The organism is Methylobacterium phyllostachyos (genome assembly GCF_900103445.1).
GTDB classification, from domain to species: domain Bacteria; phylum Pseudomonadota; class Alphaproteobacteria; order Rhizobiales; family Beijerinckiaceae; genus Methylobacterium; species Methylobacterium phyllostachyos.
Genome location: NZ_FNHS01000004.1, coordinates 242,288 through 262,339 on the forward strand (window position 1 = coordinate 242,288; position 20,052 = coordinate 262,339).

A 20,052-nucleotide genomic window follows, 5' to 3' on the forward strand; every position below is an offset into this window, starting at 1 on the left:
AGGATGGCGCCCATGCCCGTTCTCTTGGACGCGACCGTGACACAGGCCGGCACCACCCCGAGCCTCGCCGGGCTGCCGCGCGTGGTACCCCCGCACCGCGCGCCGCCGGAGCGGGAGTTACCGATCTGGGCTTATCTCCGCTCGATCCGCGACAACGGCCTCCGGGGCTTCCCCCGGCGCGCCTTCGAGGAGCCGGTGACTCGCCGGGGCCTGCTCGGCCGGTCGAGCTTCGTCCTCAACGACCCGGAGGCGATCCGCTGGGTCCTGGTGGAGAATCAGGCGAACTACGCCCGCACCACCGGGACGATCCGGATCCTGCGCCCGATCCTCGGCGACGGGCTGCTGATCAGCGAGGGTTCAGCCTGGCGCCACCAGCGCCGGACGCTGGCCCCGGCCTTTACGCCTCGGGCGATCGACGGCCTCGTGCCGCACATCGCGACCGCCATTGCAGAGGGGCTGGACCACATCGCCGGGGAGGCCGAGGCGGGTCCGGTCGACCTGTTCACGGCGTACTACCGGCTTGCCCTCGAGGTGGCCGGACGCGCCATGTTCTCGGTCGGCATGGACGAGCATGGGGCGGAACTGCGCCGCTTCATCGCCGCCTACGGCGAGCAGATGGGTCGGCCGCACCTGCTCGACATCGTGACGCCGCCGGGCTGGCCGGTGCCGCTCGACTGGGCGCGGATGCGCTTTCGCCGCCGCTGGATCCCGTTCCTCGACCGGATCATCGCGGCCCGCCAGGCCTCAAACCGGAGCCATGTCGGGTCGGGCGACCTGCTGGACCTGCTCGCGGCCGCGCGCAATCCCGACACGGGGGCCGCCTTCACGCCGGCGGAGCTGCGCGATCAGGTCGCCACCATGATCCTCGCGGGCCACGAGACGACGGCCGGTACGCTGTTCTGGGCCTCCTACCTGCTGGCCCTCGCCCCGGAGGTGCAGGAGCGCATCGCCGCGGAGGCGCGGAGCGCCGATCTCACCGACCCGACCGGATGCCAGAGCGACGGGCGCCTCCCCCTCACCCGCGCGGTGATCGACGAGACCCTGCGGCTCTACCCGGCGGCCTTCGTCGTGGTGCGCCGGGCCCTCGGGCCCGACACGGTCGCAGGTCATGCGGTGAAGAAGAGCGACATCGTGATGGTGAGCCCGTGGGTGCTCCACCGCCACCGGACGCTCTGGTCGGATCCGGAGGCCTTCGATCCAGGCCGCTTCCTGCCCGGCGCGCCGCCGCCGCCGCGCTTCGCCTATCTGCCCTTCGGCGCCGGCCCACGGGTCTGTATCGGCGCGCAATTCGCGCTGAGCGAAGCGGTTCTCGCGCTGGCGAAGATACTGATACGGTTCCGGATCGTCCTCGACGAAGCGGAGCCGATCCTGCCCCTGGCGGTGGTCACCACCCAGCCGGAGCGGCCCGCCCGCTTCCGGCTGATCCCGCGCGATCCGCCCGGGACCTGACGGACGCACTATCAGCATCCGGCCCAGGGACCCTGCGACGGCCTGGACGCAGAAAGACGCCGCACCCGGCGGACCGGGCGCGGCGCGTGACAGGGCATGCCGGCGGGAGAGACCCCGCTCTGGCTCAAGCGGCCTTCTTGGAAGACCCGGGCCGGCCGCCCTTGTTGGCGGCGACCTCGGCGAGCTTGGCCGCGAGCTTCGCGTCGAGCTTGGCGGCGGCACCGAGCGGAAGCTCGATGTCGAGGCCGAGCGTCGAGACCGCCTCGCCACGCTCCAGGGTGACCTTCACCTTGTCGGGTTCGACCGCGACATGGTTGGCGATCACCGCGAGGATCTCCTCGCGAAGCTTGAGCACGAGGTCGGGGCGACCCGACTCGGCGCGCTCATGGGCGAGGATCAACTGCAGGCGGTCGCGCGCGACCGTGCCGGAATTGCGCTTCTGGAAGATGCCGAGGATGCTCATGCCGCCCTCCGCATGAACAGCTTGTCGAGGAACGACTTGCGCTCGACCGGCAGGCTCATCGGAACCTCCTCGCCCTTCAGCCGGCGCGCCGCGTCGGCATAGGCCCGCGCCGGGGCGCAGAGGGGGTTGTTGAGGGTGACCGGGCAGCCGAGGTTCGAGGCGCGCAGCACCTCCTGGCTCTCCGGGATGATGGCGAGCAGCGGGATCGACAGGATGTCGAGCACGTCCTCGGTCTTCAGCATGTCGCCGCGGTCGGCCCGGGTCGGGTCGTAGCGGGTGAGGATCAGGTGCTTCTCCATCTCCTCGCCCTTCTCCGCCTTGGCGGTCTTGGAATCGAGGAGGCCGATGATCCGATCGGAATCGCGCACCGAGGAGACCTCGGGGTTGGTCACGACCACCGCGACGTCGGCGTGGTGCATGGCGAGCTGGGCGCCGCGCTCGATGCCGGCCGGGGAGTCGCAGATCACCCAGTCGAACTTCTCGCGCAGCTCTTCCATCACCCGGGCGACGCCCGCATCGGTGAGCGCATCCTTGTCGCGAGTCTGCGAGGCCGGCAGCAGGTGCAGGGTGTCGACCCGCTTGTCCTTGATCAGCGCCTGCGGCAGCTTGGCGTCGCCGTTGACCACGTTGATCAGGTCGTAGACCACGCGGCGCTCGGCGCCCATGATCAGATCGAGGTTGCGCAGGCCGACGTCGAAATCGACGACGCACACGCTCTGCCCGCCCTGCGCCAGGGCCGCTCCGAGGGCCGCGGTCGTCGTCGTCTTGCCGACGCCGCCCTTGCCCGATGTGACGACGAGAACCTTTGCCACGCGTCGAACTCCCTTGATCCAGAGCTGAATTAATCGAGACTTGCCATGCGGATGTTGCCGCCATCGAGCCAGACCTGGGCGGCCTTGCCGCGCAGGGCCGTACCCATGTCCTCCGCCGTCCGCACGAGGCGGTCGATCCCCAGCAACTCGGGCTCGAATTTGCGGCAGTAGATTCGTGCGCGCGGGTTGCGCGCGGCTCCGGCGATCGCGCGACCGCGCAGGGCGCCGTAGACGTGGATCGAGCCCCCCGCCAGGATCTCGGCCCCCGAGGAGACCGAGCCCATGACGGTGACGTCGCCCGTCGGGTTGATCACGCTCTGACCGGAGCGAACCGAGCCCTCGACGGTGATCGAGGTGACCACCTGCGGCTCCGGCTCGGCCGGCACGCTCGGGATCTCGACCTTCTCGGACGGATGCCCCTTCAGGAGGAGCGGCGGCAGCCCTGCGCCGACCGTATCCATGCCCTCGATCCCGAGGACCGCGATACCGCGGGCCTTGAGCGCGTTCATTAAGGTTTCGAGGGCGTCCGGCTCGGGCTTGAGCTGGGCGCAATCGAGGATGACGGCCCGGCCCTGGAGCAGGGTCGGCGAGCGCTTGAGCGCCGCGTCGAGACCCGCGAGCCACTCGGGGAGTGGCGGCTCGGGGGAGAGGGCCAGGGCCTTGAAGGCCCGCCCGCGCAGGCTGAGCGGCCGGGGCGCGGAGGGAGAGGCCGCCTGGGCGGTCTCCGGATCGATCGGCTCGGGGAGGGTCTCGCTCATGTCCGCCCGTTAAGAGTCCTTACCGGACCATTGACGGCGGGTATGGTTACCGAAGGGTTAAGTTTCTGATCCGGTCGGCAAATTCTGCCGGGATCCTGGTATCAGTGCGGTGGAGGACATTCGCCACCGGCGATCGGGCGGTCTCGAGCTTCGCGGAAGCCGCGCGATAGGGATGAACCGACGGATGTGGCGATGAACGGTCGTCAGCCCCGCTCGAACAAGTTAAGCTTGATCGCGTCCTCCAGCAGCCGCACCTCCACGGCCTGCCCACGAAAGGCGGGATCGAGGTCGTCGGCGGCGCGGTAGAGGCCGTCAATCGCCACCAACTCGGGCTCGAACTTGCGGCACCAGATCCGCGCAGTGGGGTTGCCCGCGGCGCCCGCGATCGCCCGGCCGCGCAGGGCGCCGTAGACGTGAATCGAGCCCCCCGCGATCACCTCGGCCCCCGAGGCGACCGCCCCCAGCACGGTCACGTCGCCTTCGAGATGCAGCACCGTCTGCCCAGACCGCACCGGCGTATCGAGGATCAGGGAGCGCACCACCTCCTTGGCCGCCGGCTCGGGCGGGGGGGCCTCGCCGGGCGCGGGCATGGCGACTTCTCCCGCGGCGCGTCCGCCCGAGAGCGCCGGTGGCATCCCGGGGCCCAAAAGGGCCGGCGACGCGCCCTCGATCCCGAGGATCGCGATATGGCGCGCGGCAAGATCCGCCAGCAGCCCGTCGAGATCCTCCCGCGTCAGTCGCAGGCCCGAGAGGTCGAGGATCACCGGGCGCCCGGCGAAGAAGTTCGGCGCGCGGCGGTTCAGGGCGTCGAGGTCGCCGAGCCAGTCGGCCACGGGCGGTATCGGCGCCAGCACGGTCGCCATGAAGGAACGGCCGCGGAAGCGGATCGGCGGGCGCGCCGGCTCGGATGTCGGCTGGGTCACAGGTATCTTCGATGTCGCTGCAATCGTCACCTGCATCCATGCTGTGCCGGCGCGCGCTGGGCAATCCCGCAGAGCCCCATGTGACGCCCTGGCGGGGTCGCGGCTGCGTTTCTGTTGTAGAGAGGTGCCGCAGCCGATCCGGACGAGGCCCTTGAGCAGCATCCAAGTCCAAAAACCCTTCGTCGTCGATGACCTGACCCGCGCCAACCAGCGCCGGGCGGCCGATCCACGGGCCTCGGCCTGGGTCTCGGCCAATGCCGGGGCCGGCAAGACCAAGGTGCTCACCGACCGGGTGGTGCGCCTGCTGCTCGATGGGTCACCGCCCGGGCGCATCCTGTGCCTGACCTTCACTAAGGCGGCGGCCGCCAACATGGCGATCCGCGTGTTCCGCCTGCTTGGACGCTGGGTGACCCTCGACGACGACGCGCTGGCGGCGGAGCTTGAGGAGCTCACTGGCGAGCGCGCCGGGCCGGAGCGCCTGCGCATGGCGCGCCGGCTGTTCGCCCGGGCGGTCGAGACGCCGGGGGGCCTCAAGATTGAGACCCTGCACGCCCTGTGCGAGCGGCTGCTGCACATGTTCCCCTTCGAGGCGAACGTGCCGGCCCGCTTCGTGGTGCTGGACGACACCAAGGCTCGGGAGATCTTCGAGATCGAGATGGCCAACGTCCTGGCCGATGCGGTCTCGAACGGCGACACGCCGCTGAGCGCCGCCCTGGCCCGGGTCGCTCCCGAAGCGACAGGCGACACCTTGAGGGCGGCGATCCGGTCGGCGCTGCGGGCCCGGAGCTTCATCGGCGATGCGGCCGGCCTGGAGGCGGCGTTCGGGCGCCTGCACGGGGCGCTCGGGCTCGCCGCCGAAGAGACGGCCGAGCGAATCGAGGCCGCGATCCTCGAGGGCGGCCCCGGATGCCAGCCGGAGGACAGGGCGGCCCTCATCGCGGCGCTCCGCACCGGCAAGGCCAACGACGAGAAGCTCGCCGACGCCCTCGCGGAGGCGGAAGCCGAACGGGCGCGCTCCGAGGGCTTGCCAGACCGGGCCGAGGCGCTGGCCCTCTACCGTTCGGTCTTCTTCACCCAGAAGGATGAGCCCAAGGCCGACAGCAGCCTCGGCACCAAGGCCGTCCCAGCCGCCGCCAAGGCGGCGCTGATCGCCGAGCGCGACCGGCTGGAGCTCCTGTTCGACCGCCTGCGCGCCGCCCGGGCCCATGCCCGCACCCAAGCCCTGTTCCAGCTCGCCGCCGAGATTCACCGCCGGGTCGAGGCCCAGAAGGCGCGGCTCGGCGCCCTCGATTTCGACGACCTGATCCACAAGGCGCTGGACCTGCTCGCCCGGGTCGGCGCCGGTTGGGTCCTGTACAAGCTCGACCGGGGCATCGACCACGTGCTCGTCGACGAGGCGCAGGATACCAACCCTGAACAATGGGCGATCCTGAGGGCGATCACCCAGGAATTTGCCGCCGGCGAGGGTGCCCGGACCGGCAGCCGGACGCGCTTCGCGGTAGGCGATCCCAAGCAGTCGATCTACGGCTTCCAGGGTGCGGAGCCGCGGGAATTCGCTCTGACGCGAGCAGCCTGGATCTCGGAATCGCGCTCGGCCGGGCTGACGTTCGAGGACGTGCCGCTCACCCTGTCGTTCCGCTCGACCAGCCTCGTCCTGCAGGCGGTCGATGCCGTCTTCGCCCTCGACGCGCACAACGAGGGCCTGTCCTTCGAGGACACGGTGCGCCGGACCGTCCATGCCAGCGCGCGGCCCGGGGCGCCCGGGGCCGTGGAGCTGTGGCCGATCGCCGAGCCCGAGCCGGCGGCCGAGCCCGATGCCTGGACGGCCCCGGTCGATGCCCCCGAGACCAGCGCTCCGGCGATCGTCACGGCCCGGCGGGTGGCGCAGGCGGTGCGGACCTGGATCACCCGGGGCGATGCCACCGGTCGGATCTGGCGCCCCGGCGACGTGCTGATCCTCGTGCGCAAGCGCGGGCCGGCCTTCGAGGAGGTGATCCGCGCCTTGAAGGGTCTCGGCGTACCGGTGGCCGGCCAGGATCGGCTTGAGGTGTCGGCCCATATCGCGGTGGCGGATCTCGTCGCGGCCGGCCGGGCCGGCCTGCTGCCTGCTGACGACTTGACCCTCGCCACCGCGCTCAAGACGCCGCTCGTCGGCCTGACCGATGACGATCTGGTCCGGATCGCCGCCCGCCGTGACCTGTCCGAGACGCTGGAGGATGCCCTCCACCGCCACGCCGATGCGGGCGACCCCGCGGCGATCCGCGGGCTCGCGGCGCTGACAAACTGGATCGCGCTGGCGGGTCTGCACGGTCCGTTCGGCTTCTACGCGCGGCTCCTCGGGCCGCTCGGTGGCCGGGCGAAGCTGGTGGCGCGGCTCGGCGGCGAGGCGGGCGATGCCATCGACGTATTCCTCGCCGCCGCCGCGCAGGCGGAAACGGCTGAGGACGCCCCCTCCCTCGGCGGCTTCCTGGCGCGCTATGTCGGCGCCGAGGCCGGGCATACGGTGAAGCGTGATCTCGAATCCGGGCGCGACGAGGTGCGCGTCATGACGGTGCACGGGGCAAAGGGCCTTGAGGCGCCGGTCGTGGTCGTCCTCGACGGCTGCGAGCCCCTGGGTCGGAACGATCCGCCGCTGCTGCCGCTGACGGATGCCGGGACGGCGCTGCCACCGGTCTGGTCCGGCAGCCGGACGCAGGATTGCGCTGCCACCGAGGCCGCCCGCGCCGCCCTGCTCGCCCGGGCGCGGCAGGAGCACAACCGCCTGCTCTACGTGGCCATGACCCGGGCGGCCGATCGGCTCATCGTGGCTCCGTTCCGCGGCCACGAACGCGAGACCGAGGCCGCGTGGTGCCGGATGATCCAAGCCGGCCTGGAGGCGGCCCTCGGTGCGGGCCAGACCTTGGAGCTGTCTTACGGCCCGGCGACCGTGTGGCAGGACGGGACCGAGGCGGCCCGCGAACGCGAGGCGCCGCCCGTCACCGCGGCCCCACGCCCGGAACCCGATTGGCTTCGCAGCCCCGTGCCGCCGGAGCCCGAGGTCCAGACGCTCAATCCGTCCGGCGCGCTGGCGGCTGCGGACGGCACCCGCGTGCCGCCGCCGCGCCTCGCCGATGCCCAGGCCCGGCGCCGCGGCATTCTGATCCACGCGCTGCTGCAGCACCTCCCCCGCGTCGAGCGCCAGCGGCGGGAGGCGGCGGGCCTCGCCTTCGTCGGGTCACGAGCGCCCGGTCTGCCTCGGCCTGCCCATATCGCGATCGTCCGCTCCGTCCTGCGGATCATCGACGATCCGGACCTCGCGCCGCTCTTCGCCCCAGACGCCCGCGCCGAGGTCAGCCTGTCGGGGCGGGTGCACACGGCTGCCGGCGAGCGCGTCGTTCAAGGCCGTGTCGACCGCCTATGCGTCACCGCCGACACGGTGCGGATCGCCGACTTCAAGACCGGCCGCCCACCGGATCCGGATACCCCCCTGCCCCCCGCCGAAGCCGGCCAGATCGCCCTCTACGCGCGGCTCCTCGGCCAGATCTATCCGGGCCACACGATCCGCCCGATGCTGGTCTGGACATCGGGGCCGGCGATCCGCGCACTGGATGCAGCCGACATCGCGGCAGCCTTGGAGCAGGCTGGAATCGAGGCGTAAGCCAGGGGGAACGTCAGGCTCGGCGTGCGCCAGCGCACATGCGGATTGCGTGTCCCGGGCCGGGCCGGACGGATCGCGGACAAACACCTCACGGCCGGACACCAAACGGCTGAGAAACAAGCACTTTTTCTCTCCCTTCGCAGGGAGAAGCTACGCGTGGAGGGAGCGCAGAGGAGATCGCTCCGCGCGATCCTGGAGCACCCTCACCTCCGACGCCTGCTCACGAGGGGAAGGAAAGCGCGTCTCCCCAGCCGATGTGTGGATGCCGTGCCCGGCGGGAGCATCCGGACTTCTTGACCGCGCCGCGACCCGTCGCCAATTCTCATCGGACCGCGCGGGCCCCTGCCCGTCCGACGCTGCCCTTCAGGCGGCGACTTCCGAAAGGTGACGTTATGGCGACGGTGAAGGTTACCGACGCGAGCTTCGAGCAGGACGTTCTCCAGTCCGCCGAGCCCGTCGTGGTGGATTTCTGGGCGGAATGGTGCGGCCCCTGCCGCCAGATCGGCCCCGCCCTGGAGGAGATCGCCACCGATCTGCAGGGCAAGGTGAAGATCGCCAAGGTCAATGTCGACGAGAACCCGCAGATCGCCGCGCAGTACGGCATCCGCTCGATCCCGACGCTGCTGCTGTTCAAGAACGGCGAGCGCGTGGACCAGAAGGTTGGCGCCGCCCCGAAGGGTGATCTGTCGCGCTGGATCGGCGCCCAGACCGCCTGAGCCGCAAGCTCTGAGGCTAAAAAGGGAAAGCCCGGCCGCGAGGCCGGGCTTTCTCGGTTTCGAGGCCCTGTTATGTGGCCCCGGGCTTATGCCCGGGGTCCTTCGTCCGGTCTCAGTACGAGCCGAACTTGTAGTTCAGACCGGCGCGGACGACAGCGAAGTCGTTCGTGTTGCGGGTGCTGCTGGCGACGGCATAGACCGGCAGGTACGCGCCGTTGACCGCGGCGGCACCGACCAGCGGCAGGCCGGTGCGGTTGCGGTCGAGGCTGACGTACAGACCTTCGACCTTGAACGTCACCGCCGAGGAGCGGAAGAAGTTCAGGAACGAGTCGGTGGGCAGGGCGAACTCGGCGCCGCCGCCGACGGTGTAGCCGGTCTTGAAGTCGTCGCGGCGGCCGGCGAAGTTCTGGAACGCGATGTTCCGGGTACCGTCGTCGGTGCCGGTGGCGTAGGCGAAGCCGCCGGTGGCGTAGACGAGGGTCCGGTCGAAGGCGTAGCCGAGACGTCCGCGAACGGTGCCGAAGAAGTCCAGCGTGTTCAGCGTGCCGTTGACCGGCAGGAAGCCGGCATTCACGGCCCGGGCGTTCGTGGCGTAGCGCGGACGGCCACCGAAATCGAGGTACTGCGCGTCAGCCTCGAAGCCGACCACGATGCCCGAGCCCGGGGTGAACTGGTAGTTGTAGCCGATCTGACCGCCGCCCGAGAAACCTTCGCGGTTGTTGCGGTTGTAGAGCAGCACGGAGCCGTTCGGGGCCAGGGCCTGGTACGGCACGAGGCCGGCGCCGGTCAGGACGGCCGGGCTGCCGGCGGTCTGGACGAAGCCGCTGTTGTTGGAGCGGCTGCTGGCATCGAACGCGTAGCCGGCGTTGATACCGAAATAGGCGCCCGTCCAAGTGAAGACCGGCACCGGCGTGAAGACCGGCGGCGGCGCGGCCCGGCGCGGCAGGTCGGCGGCGGACGCAGCAGCCGTCAAAGCCGTGAACGCTGCAAAAGACGTGAGAAGACGCTTCATTATTGTGATCCCCAGCAAAAGCCCGATCGATAGTGAAATTAGGCGACCGGGCGCGCCGCGGATGTAGCTTGGCCGCCACAGCCGGGGGAAAGCGTGAGCGGGCGACGACTTTGCTCGGCTTGATTACGGTGAATAGACGACCCGGGGGTGGCATCGCATGGGAAATTGAGAGTTGTCTTGGGCCAGTAGTGACATCCGCAAGGTGTAAAGCCGTTACTTGCGGACCCTGGGGGCGCCCCTGATTCCGGAGTGACCGCCCCGGCGGCGTCAGACCGGCGGGGTGTCGTTGGCAGCGAGCACTAAGCCGGCCAAGTAGAGCGAGCCGCAGATCAGGATGCGCGGCGGCCGCTCGAAGGCGATGTCCTTCACCATCGCGAGGGCCGCCTCGATGCTCGGCGCCGCATAGGTCGAGAGTCCGACATCCTCGCCGATCCGGGCGACTTCTTCCGCCGGTCGCGCCGCCAGCGAGCCGCTGATCGGCACCGCCACGAGGGCGCGCGCCAGCCCGACGAAATTACGCAGGAAGCCGTCCGCGTCCTTGGTGCCGAGCAGCCCGACGATCAGCACGAGGGGCACGTCGCTCTTCTCGCCGAGATCCGCCATGGCGGCGGCCAGAATCCGGCCGCCGTCGATGTTGTGGCCGCCATCGAGCCACAGCTCGGCGCCGGGATCGAGCTGTGCCGCCAGCCGACCGCGGCCGAGGCGCTGGAGACGCCCAGGCCACTCGACCTCGGTGAGCCCCTTCTCCAGGGCCGTGATACCGATATCGCCGAACCCGGCGGCCCGCAGGGCCGTGATCGCCGTGCCGGCATTGACCAACTGGTGACGCCCGGCGAGCCGGGGGCGCGGCAGGTCGAACAGGTCGGTCTCGTCCTGGTAGACGAGCCGGCCGCGCTCCTCGTGCACGGAGAAATCCTGATTGCCGACGAGGATGGGCCCGGCCCCGATCTCCTCGGCGCGCCGGCACAGCACGGCATCAGCCTCGGCGTAGTCCTGAGCGGCGATGACCGCGGGACAGCCGCGCTTGAAGATCCCGGCCTTCTCGGTCGCCACCGACTCAACCGTGTCGCCAAGATACTCGGCATGGTCGCGGCCGATCGGCGTGACCACCGCGCAGGCGGGCTGCGCGATCACGTTGGTGGCGTCCAACCGGCCGCCGAGACCCACCTCCAGCAGCAGCACGTCGGCCGGGCTCTCCGAGAACAGCACCAGGGCCGCCGCCGTGGTGATCTCGAACATGGTGATCGGCGCGCCGGCATTGGCGCTCTCGCAGCGGGCGAAGGCGTCCGCCAGCCGATCCTCGTCCACGAATTGGCCGCCGCCGATCCCGCCGATCCGGATCCGCTCGTGAAAGCGCACGAGATGGGGCGAGGTGTAGACATGCGCGGCCAGCCCGCCGGCCTCAAGGATCGCTCGCATGAACGCGATGGTCGAACCCTTGCCGTTGGTGCCGGCGACGTGAATCACCGGCGGCAGGCGCCGCTCCGGATGGTTGAGCTGTGCGAGCAACCGCTCGATCCGGCCGAGCGACAGGTCGATGGTCCGTGGGTGCAGCGCGAGGAATCGCGCCATCAGGGCATCGGACGAGGCCATCGCGAGCTTTACGCCGCCTCGGCGGACGCGGCCGGCGCCGCCGGCTCGGCGACGTTGGTCAGGAGGCCGCAGAGGCGGGTGATGGTCTCCTTGAGCTGATGGCGATGGACCACCTGATCGACCATGCCGTGCTCGCGCAGGTACTCAGCCCGCTGGAACCCGTCGGGCAGCTTCTCGCGGATGGTCTGCTCGATCACCCGCGGGCCGGCGAAGCAGATCAGCGCCCCCGGCTCGGCGAGATGCACGTCGCCCAGCATGGCGTAGGACGCGGTGACGCCGCCAGTGGTGGGGTTGGTCAGCACCACGATGTAGGGCAGCCGCGCCGCGTTGAGCCGGCGCACCGCCACGGTGGTGCGCGGCATCTGCATCAGGGACAGGATGCCCTCCTGCATGCGCGCGCCGCCCGAGGCCGCGAACAGCACGTAGGGGGTGCGCTTCTCCAGCGCGGTCTCGGCGCCGCGCACGAAGGCCTCGCCCGCCGCCATGCCGAGGGAGCCGGCCATGAAACCGAATTCCTGTGCGGCCAGCACCATCGGCAAGCCGCCGACCCGGCCGAAGCCGATCTTGAACGCGTCCTGCAGCCCGGTCTTGGCGCGCGCCTCCTTGAGCCGGTCGACGTAGCGCTTCTCGTCGCGGAACTTGAGCGGATCGGTCGGCGCCTCGGGCAGCGCCACGTCGAGCCACGTGCCCTCGTCGAACATCATCTTCAGGCGCGCCTGGGCGCCCATCTTCAGGTGATGCTCCGAGCCGGGGATGACCCAGTGGTTGGCCTCCACCTCCTTGTGGAAGACCATCTGGCCCGTATCCGGGCATTTGACCCAGAGGTTCTCGGGCGTCTCGCGCTTGAACAGGGTCTTGATCCGGGGGCGCACCACCTCCGAGATCCAGTTCATCGGTTCGACCATCGCCTCGCGTCCGTCCGCTTCGAGCCCGCGCCAATATCAGGTGGCGGGCGCCTCACCGCCAGAGCCGGCCAGGAATTCCGCTCAGGCCGCCCGTTCCACCGAAGCGGCGCGTACGCCCTCGGCCAACTCGCGCACCAGCCCCGCCACCGCCGGAACGGTGCCGACCTGCGGCCGTCCCTCGGCGTCGAGCGAGCGCACCAGCGCATCCACCAGAGCCGAGCCGACCACGACGCCGTCGGCGCCCTTGGCGATCGCCGTCGCATGGGCGCCGGTCTTCACCCCGAAGCCGACCACGACCGGAAGGTCGGTGTGCTGGCGGATGCGGCCCACCGCCTCCGAGACCTTGCCGAAATCCGGCGTCGCGGTACCGGTGATCCCGGTGATCGACACGTAGTAGACGAAGCCCGCGGTGTTCGCGAGCACGGCCGGCAGGCGCCGCGCGTCGGTGGTCGGCGTCGCGAGCCGAATGAAGGCCAGCCCCTTGGCCAGCGCCGGCAAGCACAGCTCGGAATCTTCCTCGGGCGGCAGATCGACCACGATCAGCCCGTCGATCCCGGCCGCCACCGCGTCCTCGAGGAAGCGGTCGACGCCGTAGGTGTGGATCGGGTTGTAGTAGCCCATCAGCACGATCGGCGTGGTGTCGTTCTCCGCCCGGAAGCGGCGCACGAGGTCCAGGGTACCGGCGACGGTCTGCCCCGCTTTGAGCGCCCGCAGGCCCGCCGCCTGGATGGCCGGGCCGTCCGCCATCGGGTCGGTGAAGGGTAGGCCGAACTCCAGGATGTCGGCGCCGGCGCCCGGCAGGGCTTTCAGGACGTCCAGGGAGGTCTCTGGATCGGGATCGCCCGACATCACGTAGGTGACGAGGACGGCCCGGTTCTCCGCGCGGGCGCGGGCGAAGGTGGCGTCGATGCGGCTGGACATGGGTCGGGCAGGGTTCGCGGTTGCGGGCATCCGGGGCCCGGGGTTGCCCCCGCGCTACACCAAAGCCGGCGGCCCGTGAAGCGGGCGGCGCTCGGCTCCCCTGCACGCACCCCGGTTGCTGCGGTGTCCGCCCGCCGGTAGCCCTCCGCCATGACCACTCCTCTTCCGACGCGCCCGTTCGCCGCGCTGCTGTTCGACATGGACGGCACCCTCATCAGCTCGATCGCGTCCGCCGAGCGGACCTGGTCGCGCTGGGCCGCGGCGCACGGGCTTGACGTGGCCGCGTTCCTGCCGACGATCCACGGCGTACGCTCGGTGGAGACGATCCGCCGCCTGAACCTGCCGGGGGTCGACCCGGAGGCCGAGGCCGCGGCGATCACGCAGGCTGAAATGGAGGATGTCGGTGACGTCACCGAGATTCCGGGGGCGCGGGCCTTTTTGGCGACGCTGCCGCCGGAACGCTGGGCGATCGTAACCTCGGCCCCCCGAGCCCTGGCCCTGCGCCGCCTCGCGGCGGCCGACATGCCGATCCCTAAGCTCATGGTGGCCGCGGAGGATGTGGCCCAGGGCAAGCCCGCTCCGGATTGCTTCCTGCTGGCCGCGCGCCGGCTCGGCGTCGCCGCGGAGGATTGCTGCGTGTTCGAGGATGCGCCGGCCGGGATCCGCGCCGCCGAGGCAGCGGGCGCGTCGGTGGTCGTGGTGACCGCAACCCATCACGAACCCGTCTCGGCCAAACATCCCGCCATCCCAAATTACCGAAATCTCCGCGCGGTGACCGATCCGGACGGTCTTCGCCTGACCACGGACTTGTGAGGCCATCACGGATGAGCCGTTGACTTCTGCTTCCGGCCACGCAGCCCTATTCAGGGATTGCAAGCCGGATCCGGAGCAGCGTGCCGATGACGAAGCCCGACGGCGTGAGGCCGAGCCTGTTCGAGACCGCGGAAGGGCTCCGGCTGGTTGCTGCGCGCACGGACCCCGCCTGGCGCCGCTGGGGGCCGTATCTCAGCGACCGGCAATGGGGCACCGTCCGGGAGGACTACAGCCCCGGCGGCGACGCCTGGGATTACCTGCCCCACGACCATGCCAGGTCCCGGGCCTATCGCTGGGGCGAGGATGGGATCGGCGGCTTTGGCGACCGGCACCTGAATTGGTGCCTGTCGCTGGCCCTGTGGAACGGCCGCGATCCGATCCTGAAAGAGCGCCTGTTCGGCCTGACCAATCAGGAGGGCAATCACGGCGAGGACGTCAAGGAACTCTACTACTACCTCGACGGCACCCCGACGCATTCCTTCATGCGGATGCTCTACAAGTATCCGCAGGCCGAATTTCCCTACGAAAGCCTCGTCGCGGAGAATGCCCGGCGCGGCCTCGACGATCCGGAATTCGAGCTGCTCGACACCGGCGTGTTCGATGGCGGCCGCTATTGCGATGTCGCGATCGCATACGCCAAGGCCGCACCCGACGACATCCTGATGCGGGTCACCGCCACCAACCGGGGTCCGGAGACCGCCGAGCTGACGCTGCTGCCGAAGCTCTGGGCCCGCAACACATGGTCGTGGAAGCAGGGCACGCCGAAGCCGGAGCTGATGGCCGGATCCGACGGTTCGGTCTGGGTGCGGCATCCCGACATGCCGCCGATGCGCTTCTTCGCCGAGGACGCGGACGAGCTGCTCTTCACCGAGAACGAGACCAACACGCACCGCCTGTTCGGCACCGGGCCCGCTGCGGGCTTCTACAAGGACGGGATCGACGCTTGCGTGGTCGGCGGCGAACGATCGGCCGTCAACCACCTGTCCGGCACCAAATGCGCGGCGCGCTACGCGCTCCACCTCGGCCCCGGCGAGAGCCGCACCCTGCGCCTGCGCCTGCGCGCTGAAACCGCCCCAGGCGAGCCCTTCGCGGATTTTGACGCCGTCTTCGCTACCCGCGAGGCGGAGGCGGACGGCTTCTACGCCGTCCTGCAGGCGCCGATTGCCGATCCGGAGATGCGGCTCGTCCAGCGGCAGGCGCTCGCCGGCATGCTCTGGTCGAAGCAGCTCTACCACTACGACGTGCGCGAGTGGCTGGCCGGCGATCCCGCCCAGCCCGCCCCGTCGCCCGAGCGCCGGCACGGGCGCAACGCCGACTGGGGGCACCTGCGCGCCAACGACATCATCTCAATGCCCGATGCCTGGGAATATCCCTGGTTCGCCTCCTGGGACCTCGCCCTTCAGGCGATCATCTTCGCGCTGATCGACCCTGACTTTTCCAAGAACCAGCTGCTGCTTCTCGTCGACGAGGCCTACGCCCACCCGAACGCGGCGCTGCCGGCCTACGAATGGGGGTTCGGGGACGCCAACCCGCCGATCCACGCGCTCGCCGCCTGGCGGGTGTTCGAACTCGACCGGGCGCTCACCGGCACGCCGGACCACGTCTTCCTCAAGCGGATCTTCAACAAGCTGACCCTGAACTTCACGTGGTGGGTCAACCGCAAGGATGCCGACGACCGCAACCTGTTCCAAGGCGGCTTCCTCGGCCTCGACAATATCGGGATCTTCGACCGGTCGAAGCCGGTCGGGGACGGCGCCACCCTCACCCAGTCCGACGCCACCGCCTGGATGGCCGCCTACGCGCTCGCCCTGATGCGCATCGCCATCGAGCTGGCGCTCCGGGACCCGACCTACGAGGACATGGCGGAGAAGTTCTTCGAGCATTTCCTCCTGATCGCGGCGGCGACCGGCGACAGCGTGTGGGATGAGGAAGACGGCTTCTTCTACGACGTGATCGAGACCCGTGACGGCACGCGCCTGCCGATCCGGGTGCGGACCCTCGTCGGCTTGATCCCGATCTTTGCTGTCGCGTCGATCAATGAAGGCGATCTGGAGAGGCTGCCGTCGCTGCGCAGGCGGCTGCAGTTCTTCCTGAAAAATCGCCCGGACCTCTCCGCGCTGGTGTCACGCTGGAACGAGCCCGGCCAGGGCCAGACCGCCCTGCTGTCGCTGCTGCGCGGGCACAGGCTGAAGGCGCTGCTGCACCGGGCCCTCGATCCGGACGAGTTCCTGTCCGATAACGGCCTGCGGGCGGTGTCGCGGGCCTACGCGGACAAGCCCTTCTGCTTCGCCTGGAATGGCCGGGATCTCGGTCTCGCCTACGAGCCCGCGGAATCGCGCTCGCGCCTCTTCGGCGGCAACTCGAACTGGCGGGGTCCGGTCTGGATGCCGGTCAACTACCTGCTGATCACCGCCCTGCACCGCTTCCACGACTATTACGGCCCGGACTTCCGGGTCGAGGCGCCGACCGGCTCGGGACGAACCGCGTCGCTCCGCGAGATCGCCCTGGACCTCTCACGCCGCCTGATCGCCCTCTCGACACGCCGCGCCGACGGACGCCGGGCGGTCTACGGCGACAGCCAGCTGGAGCAGGAGGACCCGCAATTCCAAGACCTCGTGCTGTTCTACGAATACTATGATGGCGATACCGGCCGGGGCGTGGGCGCCTCTCATCAGACCGGCTGGTCCGGGCTCGTGGCGCTGCTGATCCAGGATGTCGCGACCAGCACCTCGATGACGTGAACGCGAGCCTCTTATTCGGCAGCCGCCTTGATCCGGATCCGCTGATTGAGTCCGATCTGGCGGGAGATATTCGAGCGGCGGGCGCTGTAGACGGCGGAGACCAGCGGGTAATCCACCGGTAGGCCCCATTTGGCCTTGTAGGCCTCGGGCGTGAGCCCGCGCAGCGTCAGGTGGCGCCGCAGCGTCTTGTAGGGTTTCCCGTCCTCGAAGCTGACGAGGGCATCGGGCCGGACCGACGCCCGGATCTGCGCCTCGGTCGCACGCCGGACCTGCGATTCGACCGGGCGATCCAGCGCTAAGAGTGAGCGATGGACGGTAGCAAGCAAGGCCGGCACAGTATCCGCCGGAATGCTGTTGCGCGCGACATAGGCGCTGAGGATCCTGGCCGCGAGTTCGATACGCGACGGAATGGTGTGCATGGACGCCTCCTCCGTACCGTCGGCATGCGACAGGCGTTCCTCGGTGCATCGCAGTGCCAAAGCTCGCCAGATCTAATCTGTCGACTTGTGGACACAACTAAGACGTGCATCGATAGTCAGCTGTTTCTACCTATAATATGTTATTGTCGTCAATGCCGGTCGACCTCCCGTCGTGGTCGCCCTGTGGCATGCGCGGTGGCCCTGGCGGGGCGTTCGCCTCCGGAACGTGGAAGGGTAGCAAGCTCGGACCCTGGAACTGCCAGCGACGAATGTCGCAGGCTCGGACCGCATTCGGGCACGCTAGAGGCAAACGGGAATGACCGGTCGAGGGCCGCAGCGGCAACTTGGATCTGCGCATGAGGCCGGGCGAAGCTGGAGCATAGGCCCGTTCCGAAGGCCGGACCCGATCATCCGGACAAGGCTCTAGAACAAGAGGTGCAGCGCGAGTGGCGCGAGGATCGCCGTCAGAAAGGCGTTAAGCCCCATGGCAATGCCGGCGAACGTTCCAGCGACCTCACTGACCTGGAAAGCGCGGGCCGTGCCGATTCCGTGGGCGGCGAGGCCGGCCGCGAAGCCGCGGGCGCGCATGTCGTCGATCTTCAGCGCGTTCATCATCGGCGTAACCAGGATCGCACCGATAATACCGGTCAGGATCACCAGGATCGCCGTGAGGGTCGGGTCGCCGCCCAGCGCCTCCGCGATGCCCATGGCCACGCCCGAGGTTACCGATTTCGGGGCGAGCGAGACGAGGATCGGCTGAGGGATGTCGAGCAGCCTCGCCAGCGCAATCACGACCGCCAGCGTCGTGATCGCCCCGGCGGCCAAAGCCGTCAGCATCGGCACCAGCGCGCGCATCACGGTGGCCCTCCGCTCGTAGAGGGGCATGGCCAGCACGACGGTGGCGGGCCCGAGCAGGAAGTGCACGAACTGCGCGCCCTCGAAATAGGTTGGATAGGGCGTGCCGGTCACCGCCAGCACGCCACCGACCAGGGCCACGGTGATCAGCACCGGGTTGGCGATCGGGTGTCGGCCGGTCGCAGCGGCGATCCGGTCGGCCAGGACGTAGGCCGTCAACGTCACCGTCAACCACAGCAGCGGCGTCTTGGCGAGGTAGACCCAGAGGGAGAAATCGCCGCCCATGTGTCAGGGCTTCCCGTCCGTCCCGCGCCGCTCGACCAGGGATGCGACCAGGCGGAACACCAGGACGGTCACCAGCAGCGAGAGCGCGGTGGACACGACGAGTACGATGGCGAGCTTCATGCCCTGCGCCCGCAGCATGTCGAGGCGGCCGACGACGCCGACGCCTGCCGGCACGAACAGCAGCGACAGGTTCATCAGGAGCCCCCGGGCGGTGCTCTCCAGGGTGCCGTCCGTCAGCGGCTTGGGCAAGACGCGGGGCAGGCCGAACCGCGCGCTGTCGCGCAGCAGGAGGAAACCGAACATCAGCCCCATGCCGATCACCGGCCCGGGGATCGGCACATGGGCACCGCGGGCGATCGCCTCGCCGACGAGCTGCGCCAGCAGGATCAGCGCCAGGCTTGCGATCATCGTCCCCGCCGCCCCTTAAGCCAGCCCGGCCTGCTGCTGGCCGGTCCGGCGGGCGGACGCGATGGCGCCCTCATCGAAGCCGAGGAGTCGGCCGAGCCGCTCCACCAGGGCCTCCTCGAACTCGTCGACCCGGCCGTCCGCCGCCGCGACCGACCACGCCATCGCCAGAAGCTCCTGGCGCTCGGTCCTGTTGGCCTCGTGGGGGATCATCTCGACGAGACTCGCCACATCGCGGGTCTCGGAATCCATCGCGGCAGCGCGCGCGATCAGCGCCCGTGCCGCCTCCGGACCCTCCGCGTAATGGCCCTGCACGAGCCGGGACAGGCGCTCGCTCTCGGAGGCGGCCAGGATCCCGTCGACCCGCGCCACGTGGACGAGGAGCGCGGTGGCCGCGAGATGCGTGTCGTCCACGGCCTCGTGCGTGCCGACGCCGAGGGCTTCGGCCGCGTAGGCGCGCAGGCGTGCGATGAGGGACATGGGGGCTCCGAAGAGGGCACCAATCGATCGTGCATCGCACAGTTCGGGCCGGCACCTCTCGCCGTCAAGCGCGGGACCGCCGATGGAGGCGGGGCGTGGCCGCGCTGCATCGCCCTCGATCTCAGCGCCGCGCCGCCTCGATCGACCCCGCGACCAGATCCGCCAGGATCGCGTCCGCCGCGCGGACGATGGATGGCCCGGCCTCGGCCGGGGTGCCAGCCCGGAACGGCGGGTCCGGGGCGTATTCGGCCACGAGCTGCGCAGTGCGGGCGTAGGCGGGTCCGCGCAGCCGGGCGGCGAGCGTCAGCCCGAGGTCGAGCCCCGCCGAGATCCCCGCGCCGGTCATGCGGTTGCGGTCGACCACGACGCGCTCCGCCACCGGCGCGGCACCGAGGAGCGGCAGCACCGCATCGCGCACGCACCAATGCGATGTGGCGCGATAACCCCGCAGCAGGCCGGCCGCGCCCAGGATCAGCGATCCGGTGCAGACGCTCGTCACCCAGGCGGACCGCGCCGCACGGTCCCGCAGGAAGGCGAGGAGCCGGGCGTTGCGCATCTGCGCCGGCGTCCCGTCGCCCCCGGGCACGAACAGGACGTCGAGATCCTGCGGGCAGGTCTCGAAGGTGTGGGTCGCCATCAGAGACAGGCTAGTATCGCTCGTCACTGCGCCGAGGGCCTCCGCGACGAGGTGCAGGCTGCCGGGCGCCAATCCGGCGAGCAGGTCCTGCGGGCCGACGAGGTCGAGGGCGGTGAGGCCTGGGAAGAGCACCATCGCGATCCGGACCGGCCGGTCGTCCGGGATCGGCGCCGGAGCATCGTCCGCGCGGGCAGGATCTGGCCAGACAGCTGCGGCGGCGGCCGCGGC

Annotated in this window: 18 protein-coding genes; 5 read left to right on the forward strand and 13 right to left on the reverse strand. The window is 70.1% G+C overall.

The genetic code is table 11. From position 1 onward, the window contains the following. Positions 1-12: 12 nt before the first annotated feature. Complete coding sequence (locus BLQ49_RS08280; RefSeq protein ID WP_091714903.1) at positions 13-1,449, forward strand: cytochrome P450; 1,437 nt, start codon at positions 13-15, stop codon at positions 1,447-1,449. A gap of 124 nt (positions 1,450-1,573) precedes the next feature. Here BLQ49_RS08280 and minE read toward each other — a convergent pair whose 3' ends face one another. From minE to minC (BLQ49_RS08300), 4 genes are all read right to left on the reverse strand, one after another. Then, the gene (gene minE / locus BLQ49_RS08285; protein ID WP_091714905.1) at positions 1,574-1,912 is read right to left on the reverse strand and encodes a cell division topological specificity factor MinE; all 339 of its coding nucleotides are present in this window, start codon (positions 1,910-1,912) and stop codon (positions 1,574-1,576) included. Then, the gene (gene minD, locus BLQ49_RS08290) at positions 1,909-2,724 is read right to left on the reverse strand and encodes a septum site-determining protein MinD (protein WP_091714907.1); all 816 of its coding nucleotides are present in this window, start codon (positions 2,722-2,724) and stop codon (positions 1,909-1,911) included. Before minD ends, minE begins: the two co-directional genes overlap by 4 nt. Positions 2,725-2,753: 29 nt before the next feature. Beyond that, positions 2,754-3,482, reverse strand: coding sequence for a septum site-determining protein MinC (minC, locus tag BLQ49_RS08295; RefSeq protein ID WP_091714909.1), 729 nt, complete (start codon positions 3,480-3,482; stop codon positions 2,754-2,756). 203 nt (positions 3,483-3,685) lie between these two features. After that, positions 3,686-4,345, reverse strand: coding sequence for a septum site-determining protein MinC (gene minC / locus BLQ49_RS08300; RefSeq protein WP_244507513.1), 660 nt, complete (start codon positions 4,343-4,345; stop codon positions 3,686-3,688). 211 nt (positions 4,346-4,556) lie between these two features. Here minC (BLQ49_RS08300) and addA point away from each other — a divergent pair, with 211 nt between their 5' ends. Further along, on the forward strand, positions 4,557-8,042 hold the full coding sequence (gene addA / locus BLQ49_RS08305) for a double-strand break repair helicase AddA (RefSeq protein WP_091714913.1): 3,486 nt from the start codon (positions 4,557-4,559) through the stop codon (positions 8,040-8,042). A 392-nt stretch (positions 8,043-8,434) separates the two neighbouring features. Continuing rightward, positions 8,435-8,758: a thioredoxin gene (gene trxA / locus BLQ49_RS08310; protein ID WP_091714914.1), complete on the forward strand. Its 324-nt coding sequence runs from the start codon at positions 8,435-8,437 to the stop codon at positions 8,756-8,758. Between the two features lie 112 nt (positions 8,759-8,870). Here trxA and BLQ49_RS08315 read toward each other — a convergent pair whose 3' ends face one another. From BLQ49_RS08315 to trpA, 4 genes are all read right to left on the reverse strand, one after another. After that, positions 8,871-9,770: an outer membrane protein gene (locus tag BLQ49_RS08315; RefSeq protein ID WP_091714916.1), complete on the reverse strand. Its 900-nt coding sequence runs from the start codon at positions 9,768-9,770 to the stop codon at positions 8,871-8,873. Between the two features lie 267 nt (positions 9,771-10,037). Next, positions 10,038-11,363, reverse strand: a complete 1,326-nt coding sequence (locus BLQ49_RS08320; protein WP_091714917.1) for a bifunctional folylpolyglutamate synthase/dihydrofolate synthase — start codon at positions 11,361-11,363, stop codon at positions 10,038-10,040. Between the two features lie 8 nt (positions 11,364-11,371). Further along, positions 11,372-12,268: an acetyl-CoA carboxylase, carboxyltransferase subunit beta gene (gene accD, locus BLQ49_RS08325; RefSeq protein ID WP_091714919.1), complete on the reverse strand. Its 897-nt coding sequence runs from the start codon at positions 12,266-12,268 to the stop codon at positions 11,372-11,374. Positions 12,269-12,349: 81 nt separating this feature from the next. Further along, positions 12,350-13,189 carry a tryptophan synthase subunit alpha gene (gene trpA, locus BLQ49_RS08330; protein WP_091714920.1) on the reverse strand — a complete coding sequence of 280 codons (840 nt, stop codon included), beginning with the start codon at positions 13,187-13,189 and terminating at the stop codon, positions 12,350-12,352. 150 nt (positions 13,190-13,339) lie between these two features. On the opposite strand from trpA, the gene BLQ49_RS08335 reads away from it, so the two are divergent. Together BLQ49_RS08335 and BLQ49_RS08340 are read left to right on the forward strand one after the other, a co-directional pair. Further along, entirely contained in the window at positions 13,340-14,002 is a 663-nt protein-coding gene (locus BLQ49_RS08335) for an HAD-IA family hydrolase (RefSeq protein WP_091714922.1), read from the forward strand. 86 nt (positions 14,003-14,088) lie between these two features. Beyond that, a complete protein-coding gene (locus tag BLQ49_RS08340) occupies positions 14,089-16,743 on the forward strand; it encodes an MGH1-like glycoside hydrolase domain-containing protein (RefSeq protein WP_091714923.1) in 2,655 nt (884 codons plus the stop codon). Between the two features lie 11 nt (positions 16,744-16,754). Here the strand turns inward: BLQ49_RS08340 and BLQ49_RS08345 are convergent, their stop codons facing one another. From BLQ49_RS08345 to BLQ49_RS08365, 5 genes are all read right to left on the reverse strand, one after another. Then, positions 16,755-17,162, reverse strand: a complete 408-nt coding sequence (locus tag BLQ49_RS08345) for a Ros/MucR family transcriptional regulator (protein ID WP_091714925.1) — start codon at positions 17,160-17,162, stop codon at positions 16,755-16,757. Positions 17,163-17,585: 423 nt separating this feature from the next. Next, the gene (locus BLQ49_RS08350) at positions 17,586-18,302 is read right to left on the reverse strand and encodes an LrgB family protein (protein WP_091714926.1); all 717 of its coding nucleotides are present in this window, start codon (positions 18,300-18,302) and stop codon (positions 17,586-17,588) included. Positions 18,303-18,305: 3 nt separating this feature from the next. Further along, on the reverse strand, positions 18,306-18,710 hold the full coding sequence (locus tag BLQ49_RS08355; protein ID WP_091714928.1) for a CidA/LrgA family protein: 405 nt from the start codon (positions 18,708-18,710) through the stop codon (positions 18,306-18,308). Positions 18,711-18,725: 15 nt separating this feature from the next. After that, entirely contained in the window at positions 18,726-19,187 is a 462-nt protein-coding gene (locus tag BLQ49_RS08360; protein ID WP_091714930.1) for a tellurite resistance TerB family protein, read from the reverse strand. Positions 19,188-19,308: 121 nt separating this feature from the next. Then, positions 19,309-19,959 carry a DJ-1/PfpI family protein gene (locus BLQ49_RS08365; protein WP_091715143.1) on the reverse strand — a complete coding sequence of 217 codons (651 nt, stop codon included), beginning with the start codon at positions 19,957-19,959 and terminating at the stop codon, positions 19,309-19,311. Positions 19,960-20,052: the final 93 nt, after the last annotated feature.

What these genes read in the sequence shown, in the direction of transcription:
- BLQ49_RS08280 (WP_091714903.1), top strand. Translation starts at nt 13, where the DNA reads ATGCCCGTTCTCTTGGACGCGACCGTGACACAGGCCGGCACCACCCCG.
- minE (WP_091714905.1), bottom strand. Translation starts at nt 1,912, where the DNA reads ATGAGCATCCTCGGCATCTTCCAGAAGCGCAATTCCGGCACGGTCGCG.
- minC (WP_091714909.1), bottom strand. Translation starts at nt 3,482, where the DNA reads ATGAGCGAGACCCTCCCCGAGCCGATCGATCCGGAGACCGCCCAGGCG.
- minC (WP_244507513.1), bottom strand. Translation starts at nt 4,345, where the DNA reads ATGGCGACCGTGCTGGCGCCGATACCGCCCGTGGCCGACTGGCTCGGC.
- trxA (WP_091714914.1), top strand. Translation starts at nt 8,435, where the DNA reads ATGGCGACGGTGAAGGTTACCGACGCGAGCTTCGAGCAGGACGTTCTC.
- BLQ49_RS08315 (WP_091714916.1), bottom strand. Translation starts at nt 9,770, where the DNA reads ATGAAGCGTCTTCTCACGTCTTTTGCAGCGTTCACGGCTTTGACGGCT.
- BLQ49_RS08320 (WP_091714917.1), bottom strand. Translation starts at nt 11,363, where the DNA reads ATGGCCTCGTCCGATGCCCTGATGGCGCGATTCCTCGCGCTGCACCCA.
- accD (WP_091714919.1), bottom strand. Translation starts at nt 12,268, where the DNA reads ATGGTCGAACCGATGAACTGGATCTCGGAGGTGGTGCGCCCCCGGATC.
- trpA (WP_091714920.1), bottom strand. Translation starts at nt 13,189, where the DNA reads ATGTCCAGCCGCATCGACGCCACCTTCGCCCGCGCCCGCGCGGAGAAC.
- BLQ49_RS08335 (WP_091714922.1), top strand. Translation starts at nt 13,340, where the DNA reads ATGACCACTCCTCTTCCGACGCGCCCGTTCGCCGCGCTGCTGTTCGAC.
- BLQ49_RS08340 (WP_091714923.1), top strand. Translation starts at nt 14,089, where the DNA reads ATGACGAAGCCCGACGGCGTGAGGCCGAGCCTGTTCGAGACCGCGGAA.
- BLQ49_RS08345 (WP_091714925.1), bottom strand. Translation starts at nt 17,162, where the DNA reads ATGCACACCATTCCGTCGCGTATCGAACTCGCGGCCAGGATCCTCAGC.
- BLQ49_RS08350 (WP_091714926.1), bottom strand. Translation starts at nt 18,302, where the DNA reads ATGGGCGGCGATTTCTCCCTCTGGGTCTACCTCGCCAAGACGCCGCTG.
- BLQ49_RS08355 (WP_091714928.1), bottom strand. Translation starts at nt 18,710, where the DNA reads ATGATCGCAAGCCTGGCGCTGATCCTGCTGGCGCAGCTCGTCGGCGAG.
- BLQ49_RS08360 (WP_091714930.1), bottom strand. Translation starts at nt 19,187, where the DNA reads ATGTCCCTCATCGCACGCCTGCGCGCCTACGCGGCCGAAGCCCTCGGC.
- BLQ49_RS08365 (WP_091715143.1), bottom strand. Translation starts at nt 19,959, where the DNA reads ATGGTGCTCTTCCCAGGCCTCACCGCCCTCGACCTCGTCGGCCCGCAG.